Annotated in this window: 20 protein-coding genes and 6 pseudogenes; 12 read left to right on the top strand and 14 right to left on the bottom strand. The window is 24.3% G+C overall.

Going from position 1 to position 16,223, the window contains the following annotated elements; all coding sequences use genetic code 4:
* Positions 1 to 41: 41 nt before the first annotated feature.
* From ACOBWH_RS03885 to ACOBWH_RS03860, 6 genes and pseudogenes are all read right to left on the bottom strand, one after another.
* Positions 42 to 179, bottom strand: a complete 138-nt coding sequence (locus ACOBWH_RS03885; protein ID WP_424527224.1) for a hypothetical protein — start codon at positions 177 to 179, stop codon at positions 42 to 44.
* A gap of 236 nt (positions 180 to 415) precedes the next feature.
* Positions 416 to 589 (bottom strand): hypothetical protein, encoded by a 174-nt coding sequence (locus tag ACOBWH_RS03880; protein WP_424527222.1) that lies wholly within the window; start codon positions 587 to 589, stop codon positions 416 to 418.
* 79 nt (positions 590 to 668) lie between these two features.
* On the bottom strand, positions 669 to 1,139 hold the full coding sequence (gene greA, locus ACOBWH_RS03875) for a transcription elongation factor GreA (RefSeq protein WP_424527220.1): 471 nt from the start codon (positions 1,137 to 1,139) through the stop codon (positions 669 to 671).
* A 78-nt stretch (positions 1,140 to 1,217) separates the two neighbouring features.
* Positions 1,218 to 1,867: pseudogene (gene udk / locus ACOBWH_RS03870) on the bottom strand (uridine kinase).
* A 166-nt stretch (positions 1,868 to 2,033) separates the two neighbouring features.
* Positions 2,034 to 2,252, bottom strand: a complete 219-nt coding sequence (locus tag ACOBWH_RS03865) for a hypothetical protein (protein ID WP_424527218.1) — start codon at positions 2,250 to 2,252, stop codon at positions 2,034 to 2,036.
* A gap of 68 nt (positions 2,253 to 2,320) precedes the next feature.
* Positions 2,321 to 3,316, bottom strand: coding sequence for an amino acid permease (locus tag ACOBWH_RS03860; protein WP_424527216.1), 996 nt, complete (start codon positions 3,314 to 3,316; stop codon positions 2,321 to 2,323).
* Between the two features lie 437 nt (positions 3,317 to 3,753).
* On the opposite strand from ACOBWH_RS03860, the gene ACOBWH_RS03855 reads away from it, so the two are divergent.
* From ACOBWH_RS03855 to ACOBWH_RS03815, 9 genes and pseudogenes are all read left to right on the top strand, one after another.
* A complete protein-coding gene (locus ACOBWH_RS03855; protein WP_004027793.1) occupies positions 3,754 to 3,903 on the top strand; it encodes a hypothetical protein in 150 nt (49 codons plus the stop codon).
* Positions 3,903 to 4,154 carry a hypothetical protein gene (locus tag ACOBWH_RS03850; protein ID WP_424527214.1) on the top strand — a complete coding sequence of 84 codons (252 nt, stop codon included), beginning with the start codon at positions 3,903 to 3,905 and terminating at the stop codon, positions 4,152 to 4,154. The genes ACOBWH_RS03855 and ACOBWH_RS03850 overlap by 1 nt, the downstream gene beginning before the upstream one ends.
* Positions 4,155 to 4,803: 649 nt before the next feature.
* The gene (locus tag ACOBWH_RS03845) at positions 4,804 to 5,244 is read left to right on the top strand and encodes a DUF3627 domain-containing protein (RefSeq protein WP_424527212.1); all 441 of its coding nucleotides are present in this window, start codon (positions 4,804 to 4,806) and stop codon (positions 5,242 to 5,244) included.
* Between the two features lie 152 nt (positions 5,245 to 5,396).
* Entirely contained in the window at positions 5,397 to 5,600 is a 204-nt protein-coding gene (locus tag ACOBWH_RS03840) for a DUF2649 family protein (RefSeq protein ID WP_424527210.1), read from the top strand.
* Positions 5,600 to 6,614: pseudogene (locus ACOBWH_RS03835) on the top strand (hypothetical protein). Before ACOBWH_RS03840 ends, ACOBWH_RS03835 begins: the two are co-directional and overlap by 1 nt.
* Positions 6,607 to 7,005, top strand: a complete 399-nt coding sequence (locus tag ACOBWH_RS03830) for a hypothetical protein (protein ID WP_424527208.1) — start codon at positions 6,607 to 6,609, stop codon at positions 7,003 to 7,005. Before ACOBWH_RS03835 ends, ACOBWH_RS03830 begins: the two are co-directional and overlap by 8 nt.
* Positions 7,005 to 7,241, top strand: a complete 237-nt coding sequence (locus ACOBWH_RS03825; protein WP_004027616.1) for a hypothetical protein — start codon at positions 7,005 to 7,007, stop codon at positions 7,239 to 7,241. The genes ACOBWH_RS03830 and ACOBWH_RS03825 overlap by 1 nt, the downstream gene beginning before the upstream one ends.
* 11 nt (positions 7,242 to 7,252) lie before the next feature.
* The gene (locus ACOBWH_RS03820; protein ID WP_424527206.1) at positions 7,253 to 7,522 is read left to right on the top strand and encodes a hypothetical protein; all 270 of its coding nucleotides are present in this window, start codon (positions 7,253 to 7,255) and stop codon (positions 7,520 to 7,522) included.
* A pseudogene (locus ACOBWH_RS03815) lies at positions 7,522 to 9,702 on the top strand (spiroplasma phage ORF1-like family protein). Before ACOBWH_RS03820 ends, ACOBWH_RS03815 begins: the two are co-directional and overlap by 1 nt.
* Positions 9,703 to 9,726: 24 nt before the next feature.
* Here the strand turns inward: ACOBWH_RS03815 and ACOBWH_RS03810 are convergent.
* Positions 9,727 to 10,149 carry a lipoprotein gene (locus tag ACOBWH_RS03810; RefSeq protein WP_424527204.1) on the bottom strand — a complete coding sequence of 141 codons (423 nt, stop codon included), beginning with the start codon at positions 10,147 to 10,149 and terminating at the stop codon, positions 9,727 to 9,729.
* A gap of 125 nt (positions 10,150 to 10,274) precedes the next feature.
* Here ACOBWH_RS03810 and ACOBWH_RS03805 point away from each other — a divergent pair, with 125 nt between their 5' ends.
* A complete protein-coding gene (locus ACOBWH_RS03805; protein ID WP_424527202.1) occupies positions 10,275 to 10,790 on the top strand; it encodes a UPF0236 family transposase-like protein in 516 nt (171 codons plus the stop codon).
* Between the two features lie 53 nt (positions 10,791 to 10,843).
* Here the strand turns inward: ACOBWH_RS03805 and ACOBWH_RS03800 are convergent.
* Positions 10,844 to 11,814: pseudogene (locus tag ACOBWH_RS03800) on the bottom strand (IS30 family transposase).
* 139 nt (positions 11,815 to 11,953) lie between these two features.
* Here ACOBWH_RS03800 and ACOBWH_RS03795 point away from each other — a divergent pair.
* Positions 11,954 to 12,169: a lipoprotein gene (locus ACOBWH_RS03795; protein WP_424526298.1), complete on the top strand. Its 216-nt coding sequence runs from the start codon at positions 11,954 to 11,956 to the stop codon at positions 12,167 to 12,169.
* Positions 12,106 to 12,336, top strand: coding sequence for a hypothetical protein (locus tag ACOBWH_RS03790; protein ID WP_424527200.1), 231 nt, complete (start codon positions 12,106 to 12,108; stop codon positions 12,334 to 12,336). Before ACOBWH_RS03795 ends, ACOBWH_RS03790 begins: the two co-directional genes overlap by 64 nt.
* A 25-nt stretch (positions 12,337 to 12,361) precedes the next feature.
* Here ACOBWH_RS03790 and ACOBWH_RS03785 read toward each other — a convergent pair.
* The 6 genes and pseudogenes from ACOBWH_RS03785 to ACOBWH_RS03760 all read right to left on the bottom strand — a co-directional run.
* Positions 12,362 to 13,841, bottom strand: a pseudogene (locus ACOBWH_RS03785) (spiroplasma phage ORF1-like family protein).
* The gene (locus tag ACOBWH_RS03780; protein ID WP_424526300.1) at positions 13,778 to 14,368 is read right to left on the bottom strand and encodes a spiroplasma phage ORF1-like family protein; all 591 of its coding nucleotides are present in this window, start codon (positions 14,366 to 14,368) and stop codon (positions 13,778 to 13,780) included. The pseudogene ACOBWH_RS03785 and the gene ACOBWH_RS03780 overlap by 64 nt, the downstream one beginning before the upstream one ends.
* A gap of 16 nt (positions 14,369 to 14,384) precedes the next feature.
* Positions 14,385 to 14,621 (bottom strand): hypothetical protein, encoded by a 237-nt coding sequence (locus ACOBWH_RS03775; RefSeq protein WP_424526301.1) that lies wholly within the window; start codon positions 14,619 to 14,621, stop codon positions 14,385 to 14,387.
* Positions 14,621 to 15,019: a hypothetical protein gene (locus ACOBWH_RS03770; RefSeq protein ID WP_424526302.1), complete on the bottom strand. Its 399-nt coding sequence runs from the start codon at positions 15,017 to 15,019 to the stop codon at positions 14,621 to 14,623. The genes ACOBWH_RS03775 and ACOBWH_RS03770 overlap by 1 nt, the downstream gene beginning before the upstream one ends.
* The gene (locus ACOBWH_RS03765) at positions 15,012 to 16,025 is read right to left on the bottom strand and encodes a hypothetical protein (protein WP_424527199.1); all 1,014 of its coding nucleotides are present in this window, start codon (positions 16,023 to 16,025) and stop codon (positions 15,012 to 15,014) included. The genes ACOBWH_RS03770 and ACOBWH_RS03765 overlap by 8 nt, the downstream gene beginning before the upstream one ends.
* Positions 16,025 to 16,111: pseudogene (locus ACOBWH_RS03760) on the bottom strand (DUF2649 family protein); the annotation flags it as partial. The pseudogene ACOBWH_RS03760 and the gene ACOBWH_RS03765, both read right to left, overlap by 1 nt.
* Between the last annotated feature and the right edge of the window lie 112 nt (positions 16,112 to 16,223).

The following is a 16,223-nucleotide window of genomic DNA, read 5'->3' as shown; positions in this document are numbered from 1 at the left end:
GTTTCTTCAATTCCCTTCGTTATTTCATTTTGATTTGGTTGTTATGAATGTTGAGCAATCTGATAACTATCTAAACTAATTTTAACAATATCAAAAAAACTAATTAAAACTAACGCTCCAATAATTCAAGCCGCTCCACCTGTAGTTTCTTTTTGTTCTTTTATCGTTAATAGTTTCATAAAATTAGGGGAGTGTTGCATATAAACGGGTATTATTTAATTTATTTAAAAACAAGAAACTTTTTTCTTTTATAAAAATATAATAACACAAAAAAATAAAAATACAAAAAATAATTTCATATTTTAACATACTAAAAAATAATAACTTTAATATTAATAATTTCTATGTATAAAAGAAAAAACAAGATTATATCTTGTTTTTAACTAAAACCCGTATCTTTGCAACGGGCCCAAAATTAGACAAATAAGATTTGTCCATAATTAGCATGATTTAAATTATTATGTTTATCTGATCAAGTAAGATGAGACCCGTTTGTTGCTTTATAACCACCTTCAGTGCCGGTTAAAAAAGCACCCGAAATTTTTCCTCCAGATAGTTGTTTCGTTTGTTTTATTGTTAATTTTGTCATTTCGTTTCCTCCTTGTTAATACTTAACCTTTTTTTGAATAAATTCCTTGTAAAAAAAGTAATTATTTAATTACTTTCCATTATTCCACAGTTACAATTTTAACTTTATATGGGGCTTGAATTCCTTTAATTTCAACTAAATCGCCTGCTTTTTGACCAATAATAGCTTTGGCAATCGGGGATTCATTTGAAATCGTATTTTCAAATGGATTTGCTTCAACAGCACCTACAATTTTAATTTCAAAATTTTTGTTAATTAATAAATTAGTAAAAATAACTTTACTTCCTAATTTAATAATTCCTGTTTTTGATTTTACTTCTTTAATTTCTTTTGCTTTTGTTAATAACGATTCAATCTCTTTAATTCGTCCTTCAACTTCAGCTTGTCGATTTCGTGCTGCATCATAGTCAGCATTTTCTGATAAGTCCCCTTGTGCACGGGCTTCTTTTAGTTCTTCAATAACTTCTGGTCGAACGACATTAATTAAATTATCTAATTCTTCTTGTAAATCCTTAATTCCCTCTTTGGTCAATAAAATTTCTTCATTCATTTGATATTCCCGTTCCTCTCCACTTTTGATTACAACAATAATTATTATACCTTAAAAAATAAGATAGTTAAGATTTTTTTACTTTTTGCCAGCTTGTTCTGTTAATAAAGTTTTAATTTTAGTTGCAATCATATCAATTGCAATTTCGTTACCTTCATAATATGGCACAATAATATCCGCATATTTAATGCTTGGTTCAACAAAATATTCATACATTGGTTTAACCGTTGTTAAATATTGGGTAATAATATTATCAATTGTTCGTGCACGTTCATTTAAATCTCGGGTTAAACGCCGAATAAAACGAATGTCATCTTCGGTTTTAATAAATATTTTAATATCTGATAATTGCCGAATTTCTTCTAATGCTAAACCTAAAATCCCATCTAAGATAATAACATCACCAGCCACAACACTATTTGTTGTTTCTAACCGATTATAGACAGTAAAATCATAAATGGGTGTTTCAATTAATTGATGTTGTTTTAATAATGTTAAATGTTCTACTAGTAAGTCTAAATCAAGCGCATTGGGATGATCAAAGTTAATTTGCTGACGTTCTGCTAAAGTTAAATGATCTAACTTTTTATAATAATGATCCATTTTTAAGTAAGCAATTTTTTGCCTCGTAAGATTTCAGCAATTTTAGTTGCAACTGTTGTCTTTCCACTCGCTATTCCCCCAGCAATTGTTACTAACTGAACGTTATTTTCCTTTTTTAGTTTCATTATCTACCCTCCCCCGCTGGTTCTCTAATGTTAGTATATCACAAAGAAAAACAACTTAACTATTGTTAAGTTGTTTTATTGATAATGTTCTTCTGCGTCTTCATCAATCTCAAGTTGCTTATATTTATCAAATCCTGTTATCGTAACGATATTATTAATCAAACTATTAGTAATGTCAAACAAAGACAAAACACAAAATAATAAATACTATTGGAAAAGCAATATGCTCTCATAATCGCATTTTAATTTTTTGTTGATATCCCAACTTCAAAGTAACCGCAATTACCATTGCATAAATAAAAATTGTAATTGCTGAAGAAGCTTCTGTTAACGAAGAAATATCAAATGGCTGTTTATATGTCATTGCTTGACCGGGGGTTGCCATAAACCCAAATTCTTTTGTTAAACTAATTCCTTTAATAATATCTGGAATTGCTAATCAAATGATAACGGTTATAAGGAAGTTCCCCCATACAATGCATTTTGCATTGCAACATTAACCTTTAATGCCAAAGCACTAATAATCATAATAATAGGACCACCATATAAAATAATTTTATTATTAAATCCTAAACTTCATGTCCCCATGTTCATATTTTGCACAAAGTGATTAAAAGCAGCAAAGAAAATAATTGAAATAACAATATAGAAAATTGTGCTAATTAACATAATTAAAATAATTCCGCGCCCAATATTTTTTTCTGGATTACTAATATTTCATCCTGCTGTTGAAAATACTTCAAAACCAGCAAAGAAGAAAAAGCAAGAATTAAAAGCTTTAATAAATCCTGGTAATGAAAATTTAGTATTATATCCTCAATAACTTAAGTTCTCGCCACCATGTTGAACAGCTAAAACTAATCCAGCTAGAATTAAAAAACCAGCGGTAATTCATTTAATAATTCCTGTCCCATTTGCTAGTTTTTTATATAATTTAATACCCCCAAAGATAATTGCCGCCGCTGCCATATAAATGGCAATCCCAATAAAATCTAACCATAAGTCCCCAAATGATCCTCAATCAGCAGCATATCACGGAACACTAACACTTCCATCAGGATTGACTTGTGAAATTCAATCCGCTCCAAATGAACCACAAATCAACATCATTACTTGAATCGTAATTAAAAATGGTAATGAAACATATTGCATAAAAGCAACAAAAATTCCTCAAAACTTTCCGAAAGTTGTTCGAACATAAATATATGAGGCTCCATTATTGTTTGAATGATGAATTCGTGCCATTTTAGCAAATGCTCATGCACATATTCCAGCAATTAGTCCTTCCACTGCAAATAACCATACAGCATGAATCCCAATTGAGTCAGGTTCTGAAATATTTGCTAAAATAGCAAAATTACCGATAAAACTAATTCCAACAGTATAATTAAAGCCTAATCAAACAAAATCCGCCAAACTGAATTTTTTGTTTTGTTCTTTTTTAAGCATAAAATAATTTTTTCCTTCCTAGTTAAAAAACAGCGTTAATATTTAATTGATGATATTTACATAAAAATTAAAGGGAGTGTTGCAAAGATACGGGTTTTAGTTAAAAACAAGATTATATCTTGTTTTTTCTTTTATACATAGAAATTATTAATATTAAAGTTATTATTTTTTAAAAATTTTAAGGAGTTGAAATTATGCAAACAAAGCAATATTTTATTTTGCGGTCGTTAGTGAAAAAGTATGGTAAAGATAATGTTATTAATACTGTCAATAAGATTGCAAATGATATTGAAATTAAAAAGTAAAAGAATAAATTATTCCGCGTAATTTATTAGCGGATAATTTATTCAATAATGTTTTTTAAGTGGAGCAAAGCGACAACGAGCGGAGCGAGTTTGCAAATTTCAATTTTTTAATTTATTGAAAGGAGATATATTATGCCAGTTTGATTAACGACAATATTTAGTGTTGTTATTATATTAGGTATTTTTGCTTGAATTGGTTTGTCAATTTATCAAAAAATTCGCCAAATTCGAGGAAAGAAAAAAGATAAAAAAGAAATTGAAAATAAGGAGGATAAGAAATAATGTTAGGGATGTATTTAACAACAGCAATTAATTTTTTAGCAGTTGGTGATAAACCTACTATTCCAGATGGAATGGGTTCTATTTGAACTGGATTGGGTAATGCAATGATGAAAGTTAAAGAAGCAATTTATGCTGTATTACCACAATTAATGACCTTTTTAGGTGATGCGTGAATTATTTTAATTCCATTTGGTATTTTTGTTATTGTTAAGATATTAAACTTTTTCCGTGTTATGGTTAAAGGATTTTAATATTTATTATAATCAATGATATATCTTAGCTGTACACTGTCTACAAAGTTAACAAGATGAAAAATCCTGTTTAAAGAAACTAAGGCACACTAGTTTTTTATGTGATATTTAAGGTATTATTATGGTTTTCTCTCTGTATAAAATATTTATAAATTTGTTAATTTATTAAAAATTCAAATAATAAAGTTAAAAGTTGTTATTAAAACTATTATTATTGAAATAATTGTTTTAATTGGTGATACCATTCATGATAAGCAAAAAATAGTTGGTATCACGTTTGTAAAAAATGAATTTATTAAATAGAAAAATGAATTTATTATTTCTTCGATATTTTATTTCTCCTTTCTATTTAAAATAATTTATACAGAGAGAAAACCATAATAATATCAACTTAATTATAAACTTATGATTTTATATTTTAATAGTTATTGTTAAAAATTAAATAGTATTTTTCAGTGTGCCAATTTTGTATTTTTGTTTTTTATTACATTGTTTATTAACATTGTTTATTAAACATTAAATAAACAATATATTAACATTATGTATAACATTGTTAATAATCAATGTTTTTATCAATAAATAAGCAATATATAAACATTAAATATAACATTGTTAATTAGAAACAATGTTTATTAAGGAGTTGATAAAATTGAGTAGTTTTGTTAAGAAAAATCAAAATATAGAAAATTATTTTATTAGCAAGGAACTTATTCCTTTTGAAACAGATAAAGCAAGTTTTATAAATTTACCTAATCATAATCGTCATATTGGTTTTTGACTAAGTAATAAGTTTATTTATCCGAGTGAAAAACATTCTGATCAAGTAGCTATTGGTTTGATTTATGATAATTCTTATCCTATTGTAAAATATGATGAAAATTTAAAACGTCATATTTGAAAGTATTTAACTGGAACAGAATTAATTAATTTGTATAATCAATATAAACAAAATTATTTTAATCGTATGCACAAAGCATTATTTTCAAATGAACCTAAAAAAGTAAAAGTAAATAATAACAATAATAATTTAACAAATTGAAGTGTTGAAAAAGAGCAAGAATTAATTAATGATTTAGAAAGTTTAAATTAAATGAGTTTATATGACTATTGAGTTCAATTTGTTAGTTATATTATTGGTTCAAATGCTCCTGAATTTTTATATGTTATATCGTTTGTATTATTTATTGTTTTATTTTTTGGGATGTTTTTTAAACTTATTCAAAAAATGTGGAGTTTTTAAAAATGCAAAATGATTGAGAAAAATTAAAAGAGTTTTTTATTCATATATTTTTGTTTATAGATAAAATAAATGTTGAAACTATTACAACTTGGACTTTGACACAGAATGAATATTTAACTTTGATGGTTGGTGTTTGAATTGTTATATTATTTTTAACTTGGTTTTTGTTATGAATGGTTTTTAAAATAGTTGGGTATTTTAAGTAATGAAAAAGTTTGTATTTTTCTTAAAAAATTATTGTTATATTAGTGGTTCAATGATTTTGTTTAGTTTAATTGATTTATTATTTTGAATAATTTCATTAAATTATACTGGTTTAGTATTCTGATTATTGTTTGCTTTGCAGTGTGTTTATTTTGTGTGATGAGTATGAAAAAACATATTTTATCAGTTAAATGCTTTTCGACTAGTAAATTTTGTTTGAGATAATCCGTTATCAGTTATTATTGGTAAATTAGGAACCGGAAAAACATTACTTTTAACTTATTTATCACAAACTATGAAATTATTAACAGATAAAATTTATAGTAATTATCCGTTAGAAGATGAGAAAGTTAAAGTTTTAACATTTAAAAATTTAGATTTTACCGATAGAACAAAACCAGTTCCCCCTGATGATAGTGTTATTTTATTTGATGAAAGTTATTTATATATTGATGGAACTAGTCCTCACGATGAGAAAAAAAGTTCATAGTGGTAAGATACCGTGAATTGTTTTAGCAAGACATTTTGGTAATCGTGCTTTGTTTACAGCACAGCGTGAGGGTATGATTTGAAATAATATTCGCCAATTAGCAAGTGGTATTATTATTCCAATTTCACTGAAAAAACCGATTGCTAAAAAAGGATTTAATTTTTTTAATCGTTTCTTTATTATGCGAATTGGTATTTTTCAAGATATTACTGATTATGAAATTTGAAAAACAAAATCAGTAGAACGAACAGCAGAAGGTAAACGAGCAAAACATAAGTCAGATGTCGGGTTAGGAATTCGGTTTTTTAAAATAATTATTCCGTTAGAATTTGCACAGAAATATGATAGTCAATGATTAAAGTTTGTGCGTGATTTAAAAAATGATGAAATAGTTAATTATAAAGAATATTACTGGTCAGAAATTACTAAATTGAGTGTTAAAGAGCGTTTAGAATTGTTTGATATTGATATTTTGAAAAAGAATTTAAAACCTAAAAAAGAAAAAGGAAGTGGTAAAAATGATTAATTTATTATCAGAAAGTAGTAATTGAGATAAGATTTTTAGTTTTATTTTTGATGTATTTTTGTTTATTTTTGATGTAATTTGAAATACAAAATTACCAATGACAAATACAACGATTGCTTATTTTATTATCTTTTTTATGGTTGTTAAGTTATCGATTTATGCAATTCACGGTACAAGAACTCAATACAACGAATTAGGTTCAACAGTACAAACAGGTGTATCAAATATTTATTCTGCAACTGCTCGTGGAGTTTCAGATACTAAACAAGGTATGCAAAAACATATTAAAGAGCGTAAACAGTTTAAAATTAATCGTAATAAACAACAATTATCGAATTTAGCAAAACAAGCAAAAACAAGAGAACAAGGATATCGGAGAGTAAATAAATAATGATTAGATTAGTTTTATTAGTTGCGGCAATCGCTATTTTTGGTACAGGTTTTATAACAGTTATTATAAATCAACTTACATCAGCAAAAAATATTATTATGGATTTATATAACTCAGATACTTTTTTACTTTCTTTGTTTGGTAAAATGGCAATTTTGTTTAGTCATCCATTAATGTTAACGATATCAAGTTTATATATTGTTGGGTTTATTGTTTCAAAAACATTGTATAGTTAGGAGTTGAATTTATGAAAAATAAAATTTTAAAGTTTTTAAAAGAAAAATGATGAAAAGTATTATTATATTTTTTGATAATCAGTTTAGGAATGTTTGTACCTTTTCTTTATATTGATATTAAAGAATTTCAATTATTTTTGAGTAAATTTGGTTCAGTTTCTTCAATTATGTGTATCGGATATATAATTTTTTGAATTTTAACTGCTGCGGGAATTATTGATTTAATATTATGAATTAAGAAAAAAATTAATAAAGATATAGTTAAAGGTGGTAAAGAATAATGCGTAAGTCATTATCTTTATTTGCGATATCTATTTTAGGGATTTTAGGGTTAATTATTCCTTTTATTACTTTAACAGCATTTAAGCCATTACATCAGCAAAATTATACTGTTAATCAACAAACAACGGGAATGAATGAAACTGATTTTATTAATACAATGTTTTTACGCAGTAGTTTTTTTTGAAAATTGGTCTGAAACAAATTATTTTATTAATCCGACTTTAAAAACATCACAATCATTAACTTATAATGATAAGTGATATTTAGATTTTTTAAAGGATAGTTATTCAACGGGAATTTCATTTGATAAACCTAGTGATGAATTTATGGATTTATATAAAAATTGAGATACTTATACTAAACAATATAACATTGATAAATTTTATGACGTTGATAAAAAACAATTTTTAAAAGAATTAACTAATTTTTCTTATTCATTTGCTAAGTATTTTAATACAATTGAAGTTATTAATAAGTTAGAAAAAAGTGTTGATAATTTACAACAAGTTAATTTAAAGTTTCAAAATTGAAAGTTAATTCCATTAGATAAATTGAATAGGAATCCAGATAATAAATGATATATTGGAATTGTAAAAAAGAAACAAAATGATAATTTTTCTATTATAAAATTTAATTTTTCAAATAAATCAATTTGAAATAATAGTGGTGTACCTTATCATATTATTAATGGAGTATGATATTTTTTTAAATCATATTACTGTTGAGATGGTTTAAATGAACCTGAAACGCCAGAAATAGATATTAATGACAATCTAATTTTTTGAACTAATAATGAATATCAAAATGTTCGTTCTTGATATTATTGTGCAAGAAAATATTCGAGTTCAGCAAGGTGGTAACCCCGATTATGATGATCCAAATTTAGGTAGTCAAAGAATAATTTTTGATTTTGAAATTATTAATAATATGGAAAAATTAGATTGAAAACTTGATATTATTTTAACTAGAAAATTAATTTATCGAATGATTTTAACGATTGATGAACAAAAAAAATATTATTGCTGGTAGTTTAGAGTTGACACACTTTAAAAAATATTGGAATGGATATGATTATAATAGTTATCGATATACTGATGATTTAGGGTTTTTATTTTCTTTTATGAAAGAAAAAGAAAATATCTTTAATTTTAGTGCTGAAACTTATAATTATAATCAAAGTAGTACTCCTAATACTGGTAAAAAGGTTTTTGAATGGATGAAAGGTCAAATTGATATTAATAAGTTTTTAAAAGCATTTTTTGCACATGCTTTGGTGCCTGTATTTCAAAATCGTAGTAATTTTATTGAAAGTGGGTATATTGATAATTTACAATATGATACGGTTTTAATTAACTTTTTTGGTTTGAAATTAGTTAATTTTAAAAATGTTTTAATTGATGAAAATAATACTAATAAAAATCAATTTGAAAGATTATTAAATAGTATGTTTACAGTTTCGCAGAACTTTTATAAAGATTATTTACGAACAATTTTTGACTTGGAAAATAATACTTATGTACAAGGATATAATAAAAAGTATGGTTTATTAGCAAATAATGGTTTTAAGATTTATCCTCGTTATTTTTATTTTTCTGATAAATATAAGCAATTAGATATTAAATTGTATTCAGCATTTAAAAATCGGTTTTATAACACAAATTATGGTAATGTATTTAATTATGATTTTTCAGTTGCAAATGATTATAATATTAATCAAAATGAGGGTTATATTTTTGAAGGTGCTTTAAAAGATAAATATGGTTTAAAATATAAAAAGATTGAAGAACAAAAAATTGGTTATAATGTTTTTGAATTGCAAGCACAAAAAGAAAATGATATGTATCGTTATTATGATTTTAATTTTGGAATTTATAACTGACAAGAGATTAATAATGGTGGGTTGTTTCCAGACGGTCAATGATGACAAGCACAATATGAAAGTTGTAGTTGATATAATATTGCGTGTCATATCAGAAATACTGCAATTTGAGTTGTAAATAATATTCCCGGTGTTAAACAAGTGAATGAATTAGCAAGTGGTGTTGGTCAAATTTTTCAAACAATATATAGTTTTTTTAATCAAACATTTGAGGTGTGAAAATTTAGTCCAGCATTATATAACACAATAACAAATATATTCCTATTAATTATTTTTATGAAATTTGTACGATTAATATAAATAAAAGGAACTACAAAGTTCCTTTTATTCTTTTCAATCAGTAATTTTACCTGTTTTATTATCAATTGTTGGTATTTCTGGTTCACTATTGCCATCTCAACAGTAATATGATTTAAAAAAATATCATACTCCATTAATAATATGATAAGGTACACCACTATTATTTCAAATTGATTTATTTGAAAAATTAAATTTTATAATAGAAAAATTATCATTTTGTTTCTTTTTTACAATTCCAATATATCATTTATTATCTGGATTCCTATTCAATTTATCTAATGGAATTAACTTTCAATTACTTCCAATTGGCGGTTGTTGTGGATTATATGGTAGTTCTGGTTTATTGCCCTCGTTTTCATTGTTATTTGGTTTTTCACAACTAATTAATGTTGTTGTACTTGTTGCTGTTAATCCGATTACTCCTAAAATACTTAATAACTTTTTCATATATTTATTCCTTTCTGTGAAATGTTATAATTAACATAATTATACTATACATTTTTTAAGTATGTGTAAATTTATGAAATATATTAATTAATAATTTTAATTTAATAAAGAAAGGAAATAATAAAATGTTTAATTTTAATAAATTTAGTGAAAATATTTATGAAAATGCTTTAAATCAGTTAAAAGAAAAGATAGAAAGAACTGATGATATAATTTTTAAAAAACGAGATAAAACAAAATATTTTGTAAAAGAAATAAAAACTAGAAAAATTAAAACAGAATTTGGAATATTAATTTATAAGAGAAGAATTTACAAATATCTTTATAAGGGTAAGTGAAAATATGTTTCTCTTGTTGATAAACAATTTGGAGTTAAAAAATGGCAAAGAATAATTAATGATTTAAAACTAAAAATAACTGCTGAAATAGTAAAAAATAAAAGATATAATGATATATTAGATATGTTTAATTGCAAATTACATTGTTCATCTATTTCGCGTATTTTACGAAAAGCATTAATAAAAAGAAAAGATAAAAGAATAGATTGGAATTATATAAAATGAAGTGCAATAAATCTTATTAAAAAAATCAATTATAAATTTTCAAAAATTAAAATATTTATAATTTTTATTTTATTTTAAACACAACTTAACCATACTAAAAAATAATTTATTAAGTTAAGTAATAAATTTATTTAAAAATTCTGTAAAAATATTTCTTTTGCACTTATTCAATTTAAACAAGGCCTTAATTTATCATTTATAACATTAACTACTCAATTTATTTTTTGTTGACTAACATTATTAAAATCAGTTCCCTTAGGATATCATTCTCTAAGTTCAGAATTCATATATTCAATTAAAGGTTTTTGTTGTGGTTTACCAGGATCACAAAAATAAACTTGTGTTTCAACAAATATTTCTAATTCTCTTCATTTACTAAATTCTTTTCCTCTATCTGTTATTATTCCTTTAATTTTTCCAATTAAATTATTACTTATAACAATATCTTTAAACTTTTCCACAACTTCATTAGCAGTATGATTTTTTAATTTCATTACAAAGTAATTTTTACTTAATTTTTCAACCAAAACTAAACAACTAGATTGATGATTTTTACCAACTACAGTGTCCATTTCAAATCAACCAGCATCAGATTTTTTATTTTCAATATCTCACATATTGATTTAAAATTATTTAATTTACCACGATTATCAAATTTTCCTTTTGTTTTATATTTTTTACCACGATGACGTAAATTCTGTTTTAAAAAACCATAAAAACCCAAATAAATTCATTTATACAATGTTTTAACACAAACAGGAAATTTAATACCAAACTTTATAAAATAACGATGAATAAGTTGTGATGGAGAATCACGATAAACATTAAATCTTATATTAATAAATTTTAATTGTTCTTCTGTAAACTTATATCTTTTATTATTCTTTTTTCTTTTCTCATAATACATTTTATCTGACTTATAAGCACTATATTCATCAATAGTTTTAAAACGCTTAATTTCTCGTAAAATAGTACTACGATTTTTGTTCAAACATTTAGCAATTTGTGAAATATTTATTTCACCATTCTTTTTTAAAAATAATTTTGATAATAATAATTTTTCCAATTTAACCTTATCAATAAAACTTAAATGACTATACATAACATTTATATACCTTTCATTAATTTATAAATTTAATATTAAAATTATTTAATACATTATTGATATATGATAAGATTAATTATAGCATTCAAGTAATTTTAATAAAGGAGAAGTAAAATATATAAAGGAGAAGTAAAATATGAAAAAATGACTTAGCATTTTAGGAACAATCGGATTAACAGCAACAAGTACAACAACATTAATTAGTTGTGAAAAACCAAATAACAATAAAAACGGTGTGGGTAATAAACCCGAACCTTGAAATCCACAACAACCACCAGAAAATAGTAATTGAAAGTTGATTACTGATGTTGAAAGAGAAAAAAAGAAGGACGTTGAACAAAAACTTATATAAAAATTTTTAGACGTTATTCGAATGTAAATTATGAAATTTTAAATAGTAAAGGAATATCTGGCACATATACTAATTTAAAAGCGGTTTATCGATGAGATGGAACTGATGAACCCCAAACACCAACAATTAATCCTAATACTGGTGAAATTACAAATTGAAAAGATTAAAAAGGAACTATTTTTAAGTTCCTTTTTATATTAATCTTACAAATTTCATAAAAATAATTAATAGGAATATATTTGTTATTGTGTTATATAATGCTGGACTAAATTTTCACACCTCAAATGTTTGATTAAAAAAACTATATATTGTTTGAAAAATTTTACCAACACCACTTGCTAATTCATTCACTTGTTTAACACCGGGAATATTATTTACAACTCAAATTGCAGCATTTCTGATATGACACGCAATATTATATCAACTACAACTTTCATATTGTGCTTGTCATCATTGACCGTCTGGAAACAACCCACCATTATTAATCTCTTGTCAGTTATAAATACCAAAATTAAAATCATAATAACGATAGATATCATTTTCTTTTTGTGCTTGCAATTCAAAAACATTATAACCAATTTTTTGTTCTTCAATCTTTTTATATTTTAAACCATATTTATCTTTTAAAGCACCTTCAAAAATATAACCCTCATTTTGATTAATATTATAATCATTTGCAACTGAAAAATCATAATTAAATACATTACCATAATTTGTGTTATAAAACCGATTTTTAAATGCTGAATACAATTTAATATCTAATTGCTTATATTTATCAGAAAAATAAAAATAACGAGGATAAATCTTAAAACCATTATTTGCTAATAAACCATATTTTTTATTATATCCTTGTACATAAGTATTATTTTCCAAGTCAAAAATTGTTCGTAAATAATCTTTATAAAAGTTCTGCGAAACTGTAAACATACTATTTAATAATTTTTCAAATTGACTTTTATTAGTATTATTTTCTTCAATTAATACATCTCTAAAATTAACTAATTTTAAACCAAAAAAGTTAATTAAAACAGTATCATATTGTAAATTATCAATATATCCACTTTCAATAAAATTACTACGATTTTGAAAGACAGGAACTAAAGCATGAGCAAAAAAAGATTTTAGAAATTTATTAATATCAATTTGTCCATTCATTTTTTCATAATATTTAATATTTCCACTTTCCAAATACGAATTAGTATTTGCATCAAAATTAAATATATTATCTTTTTCTTTCATCAATTGTTAAAATCATCCGATAAATTGACTTAAAACTGTTTCTTACTAAACTTTCATCTATAATTTCAAAATCAAAAATAATTCTTTCACTACCTAAATTTGGATCATCATAATCAGGGTTACCACCTTGTTGAACTCTAATATTTTCTTGAATAATAACATCTAAATATAGATTTAAAAAATCCTTAACTTTATTTTGATTTTCAACACTTCAATCTGTAATTTCACCAGTATTAGGATTAATTGTTGGTGTTTGGGGTTCATCAGTTCCATCTCATCGATAAACCGCTTTTAAATTAGTATATGTGCCAGATATTCCTTTACTATTTAAAATTTCATAATTTACATTCGAATAACGTCTAAAAATTTTTATATAAGTTTTTGTTCAACGTCCTTCTTTTTTTCTCTTTCAACATCAGTAATCAACTTTCAATTATCTTCAATTAAATTAACTACTTGTAAATCAGTTATATTTGTTTTTAATTTATTTAACATTTGCATTAAATTATATTTATTTGCAAATGAATAAACAAAATTAGTTAATTCTTTTAAAAATTGTTTTTTGTCAGCATCATAAAATTTATCAATACTATATTGTTTAGCATAACTATCTCAATTTTTATATAAGTCCATAAACTCATCACTAGACTTATCAAATGAAATTCCTGTTGAATAACTATCTTTCAAAAAATCTAAATACCATTTATCATTGTAAGTTAATGTTTGTGATGTTTTTAAAGTCGGATTAATAAAATAATTTGTTTCAGACCAATTTTCAAAAAAAGTACTACGTAAAAACATTGTATTAATAAAATCAGTTTCATTCATTCCCGTTGTTTGTTGATTAACAGTATAATTTTGCTGATTTAAGGGTTTAAATGCTGTTAAAGTAATAAAAGGAATAATTAAACCTAAAATACCTAAAATAGATATTGCAAATAAAGATAATGATTTTTTCATATTTATAATTCAACTCCTAACTATACAATGTTTTTGAAACAATAAACCCAACTATATATAAACTTGATATCGTTAAGATTAATGGATGACTAAACAAAATTGCCATTTTGCCAAACAAAGAAAGTAAAAAAATATCTGAGTTATATAAATCCATAATGATATTTTTTGCTGATGTAAGTTGGTTTATAATAACTGTTATAAAACCTGTACCAAAAATAGCGATTGCTGCAACTAATAAAACTAATCTAATCATTATTTATTCACTCTCCGATATCCTTGTTCTCTTGTTTTTGCTTGTTTTGCTAAACTTGATAATTGCTGTTTATTACGATTAATTTTAAACTGTTTACGCTCTTTAAAATGTTTTTGCATACCTTGTTTAGTATCTGAAACTCCACGAGCAGTCGCAGAATAAATACTTGATACACCCGTTTGTACTGTTGACCCTAATTCGTTATATTGTGTTCTTGTGCCGTGAATTGCATAAATAGATAACTTAACAACCATAAAAAAGATAATAAAATAAGCAATCGTTGTATTTGTCATTGGTAATTTTGTATTTCAAATTACATCAAAAATAAACAAAAATACATCAAAAATAAAACTAAAAATCTTATCTCAATTACTACTTTCTGATAATAAATTAATCATTTTTACCACTTCCTTTTTCTTTTTTAGGTTTTAAATTCTTTTTCAAAATATCAATATCAAACAATTCTAAACGCTCTTTAACACTCAATTTAGTAATTTCTGACCAGTAATATTCTTTATAATTAACTATTTCATCATTTTTTAAATCACGAACAAACTTTAATCATTGACTATCATATTTCTGTGCAAATTCTAAAGGAATAATTATCTTAAAAAACCGAATTCCTAACCCAACATCCGACTTATGTTTTGCTCGTTTACCTTCTGCTGTTCTTTCTACTGATTTTGTTTTTCAAATTTCATAATCCGTAATATCTTGAAAAATACCAATTCGCATAATAAAGAAACGATTAAAAAAATTAAATCCTTTTTTAGCAATCGGTTTTTTCAATGAAATAGGAATAATAATACCACTTGCTAATTGTCGGATATTATTTCAAATCATACCCTCACGCTGTGCTGTAAACAAAGCACGATTACCAAAATGTCTTGCTAAAACAATTCACGGAATTTTACCACTATGAACTTTTTTCTCATCGTGCGGACTAGTTCCATCAATATATAAATAACTTTCATCAAATAAAATAACACTATCATCAGGGGGAACTGGTTTTGTTCGATCGGTAAAATCTAAATTTTTAAATGTTAAAACTTTAACTTTATCATCTTCTAACGGATAATTACTATAAATTTTATCTGTTAATAATTTCATAGTTTGTGATAAATAAGTTAAAAGTAAAGTTTTTCCAGTTCCTAATTTACCAATAATAACTGATAACGGATTATCTCAAACAAAATTAACTAACCGAAAAGCATTTAACTGATAAAATATGTTTTTTCAAACTCATCATACAAAATAAACACATTGCAAAGCAAACAATAATCAGAATACTAAACCAGTATAATTTAATGAAATTATTCAAAGTAATAAATCAATTAAACTAAACAAAATCATTGAACCACTAATATAACAATAATTTTTTAAGAAAAATATAAACTTTTTCATTACTTAAAATACCCAACTATTTTAAAAATCATTCATAACAAAAACCAAGTTAAAAACAAAATCACAATTCAAACACCAACAGTTATTAAAAAAGCAATAAAAATAATTAATATTGTTAAAATACTAAAAAATATTTGTTCTCTTTAATAATATTCTTTCAATTAGAAATTTGCATAATTAATGAATTCTACTTTAAAT

The organism is Spiroplasma endosymbiont of Glossina fuscipes fuscipes (genome assembly GCF_049669535.1).
Classification (GTDB): Bacteria; Bacillota_I; Bacilli_A; order Mycoplasmatales; family Mycoplasmataceae; genus Spiroplasma.
This window is presented reverse-complemented; position numbering and strand designations above follow the sequence as displayed.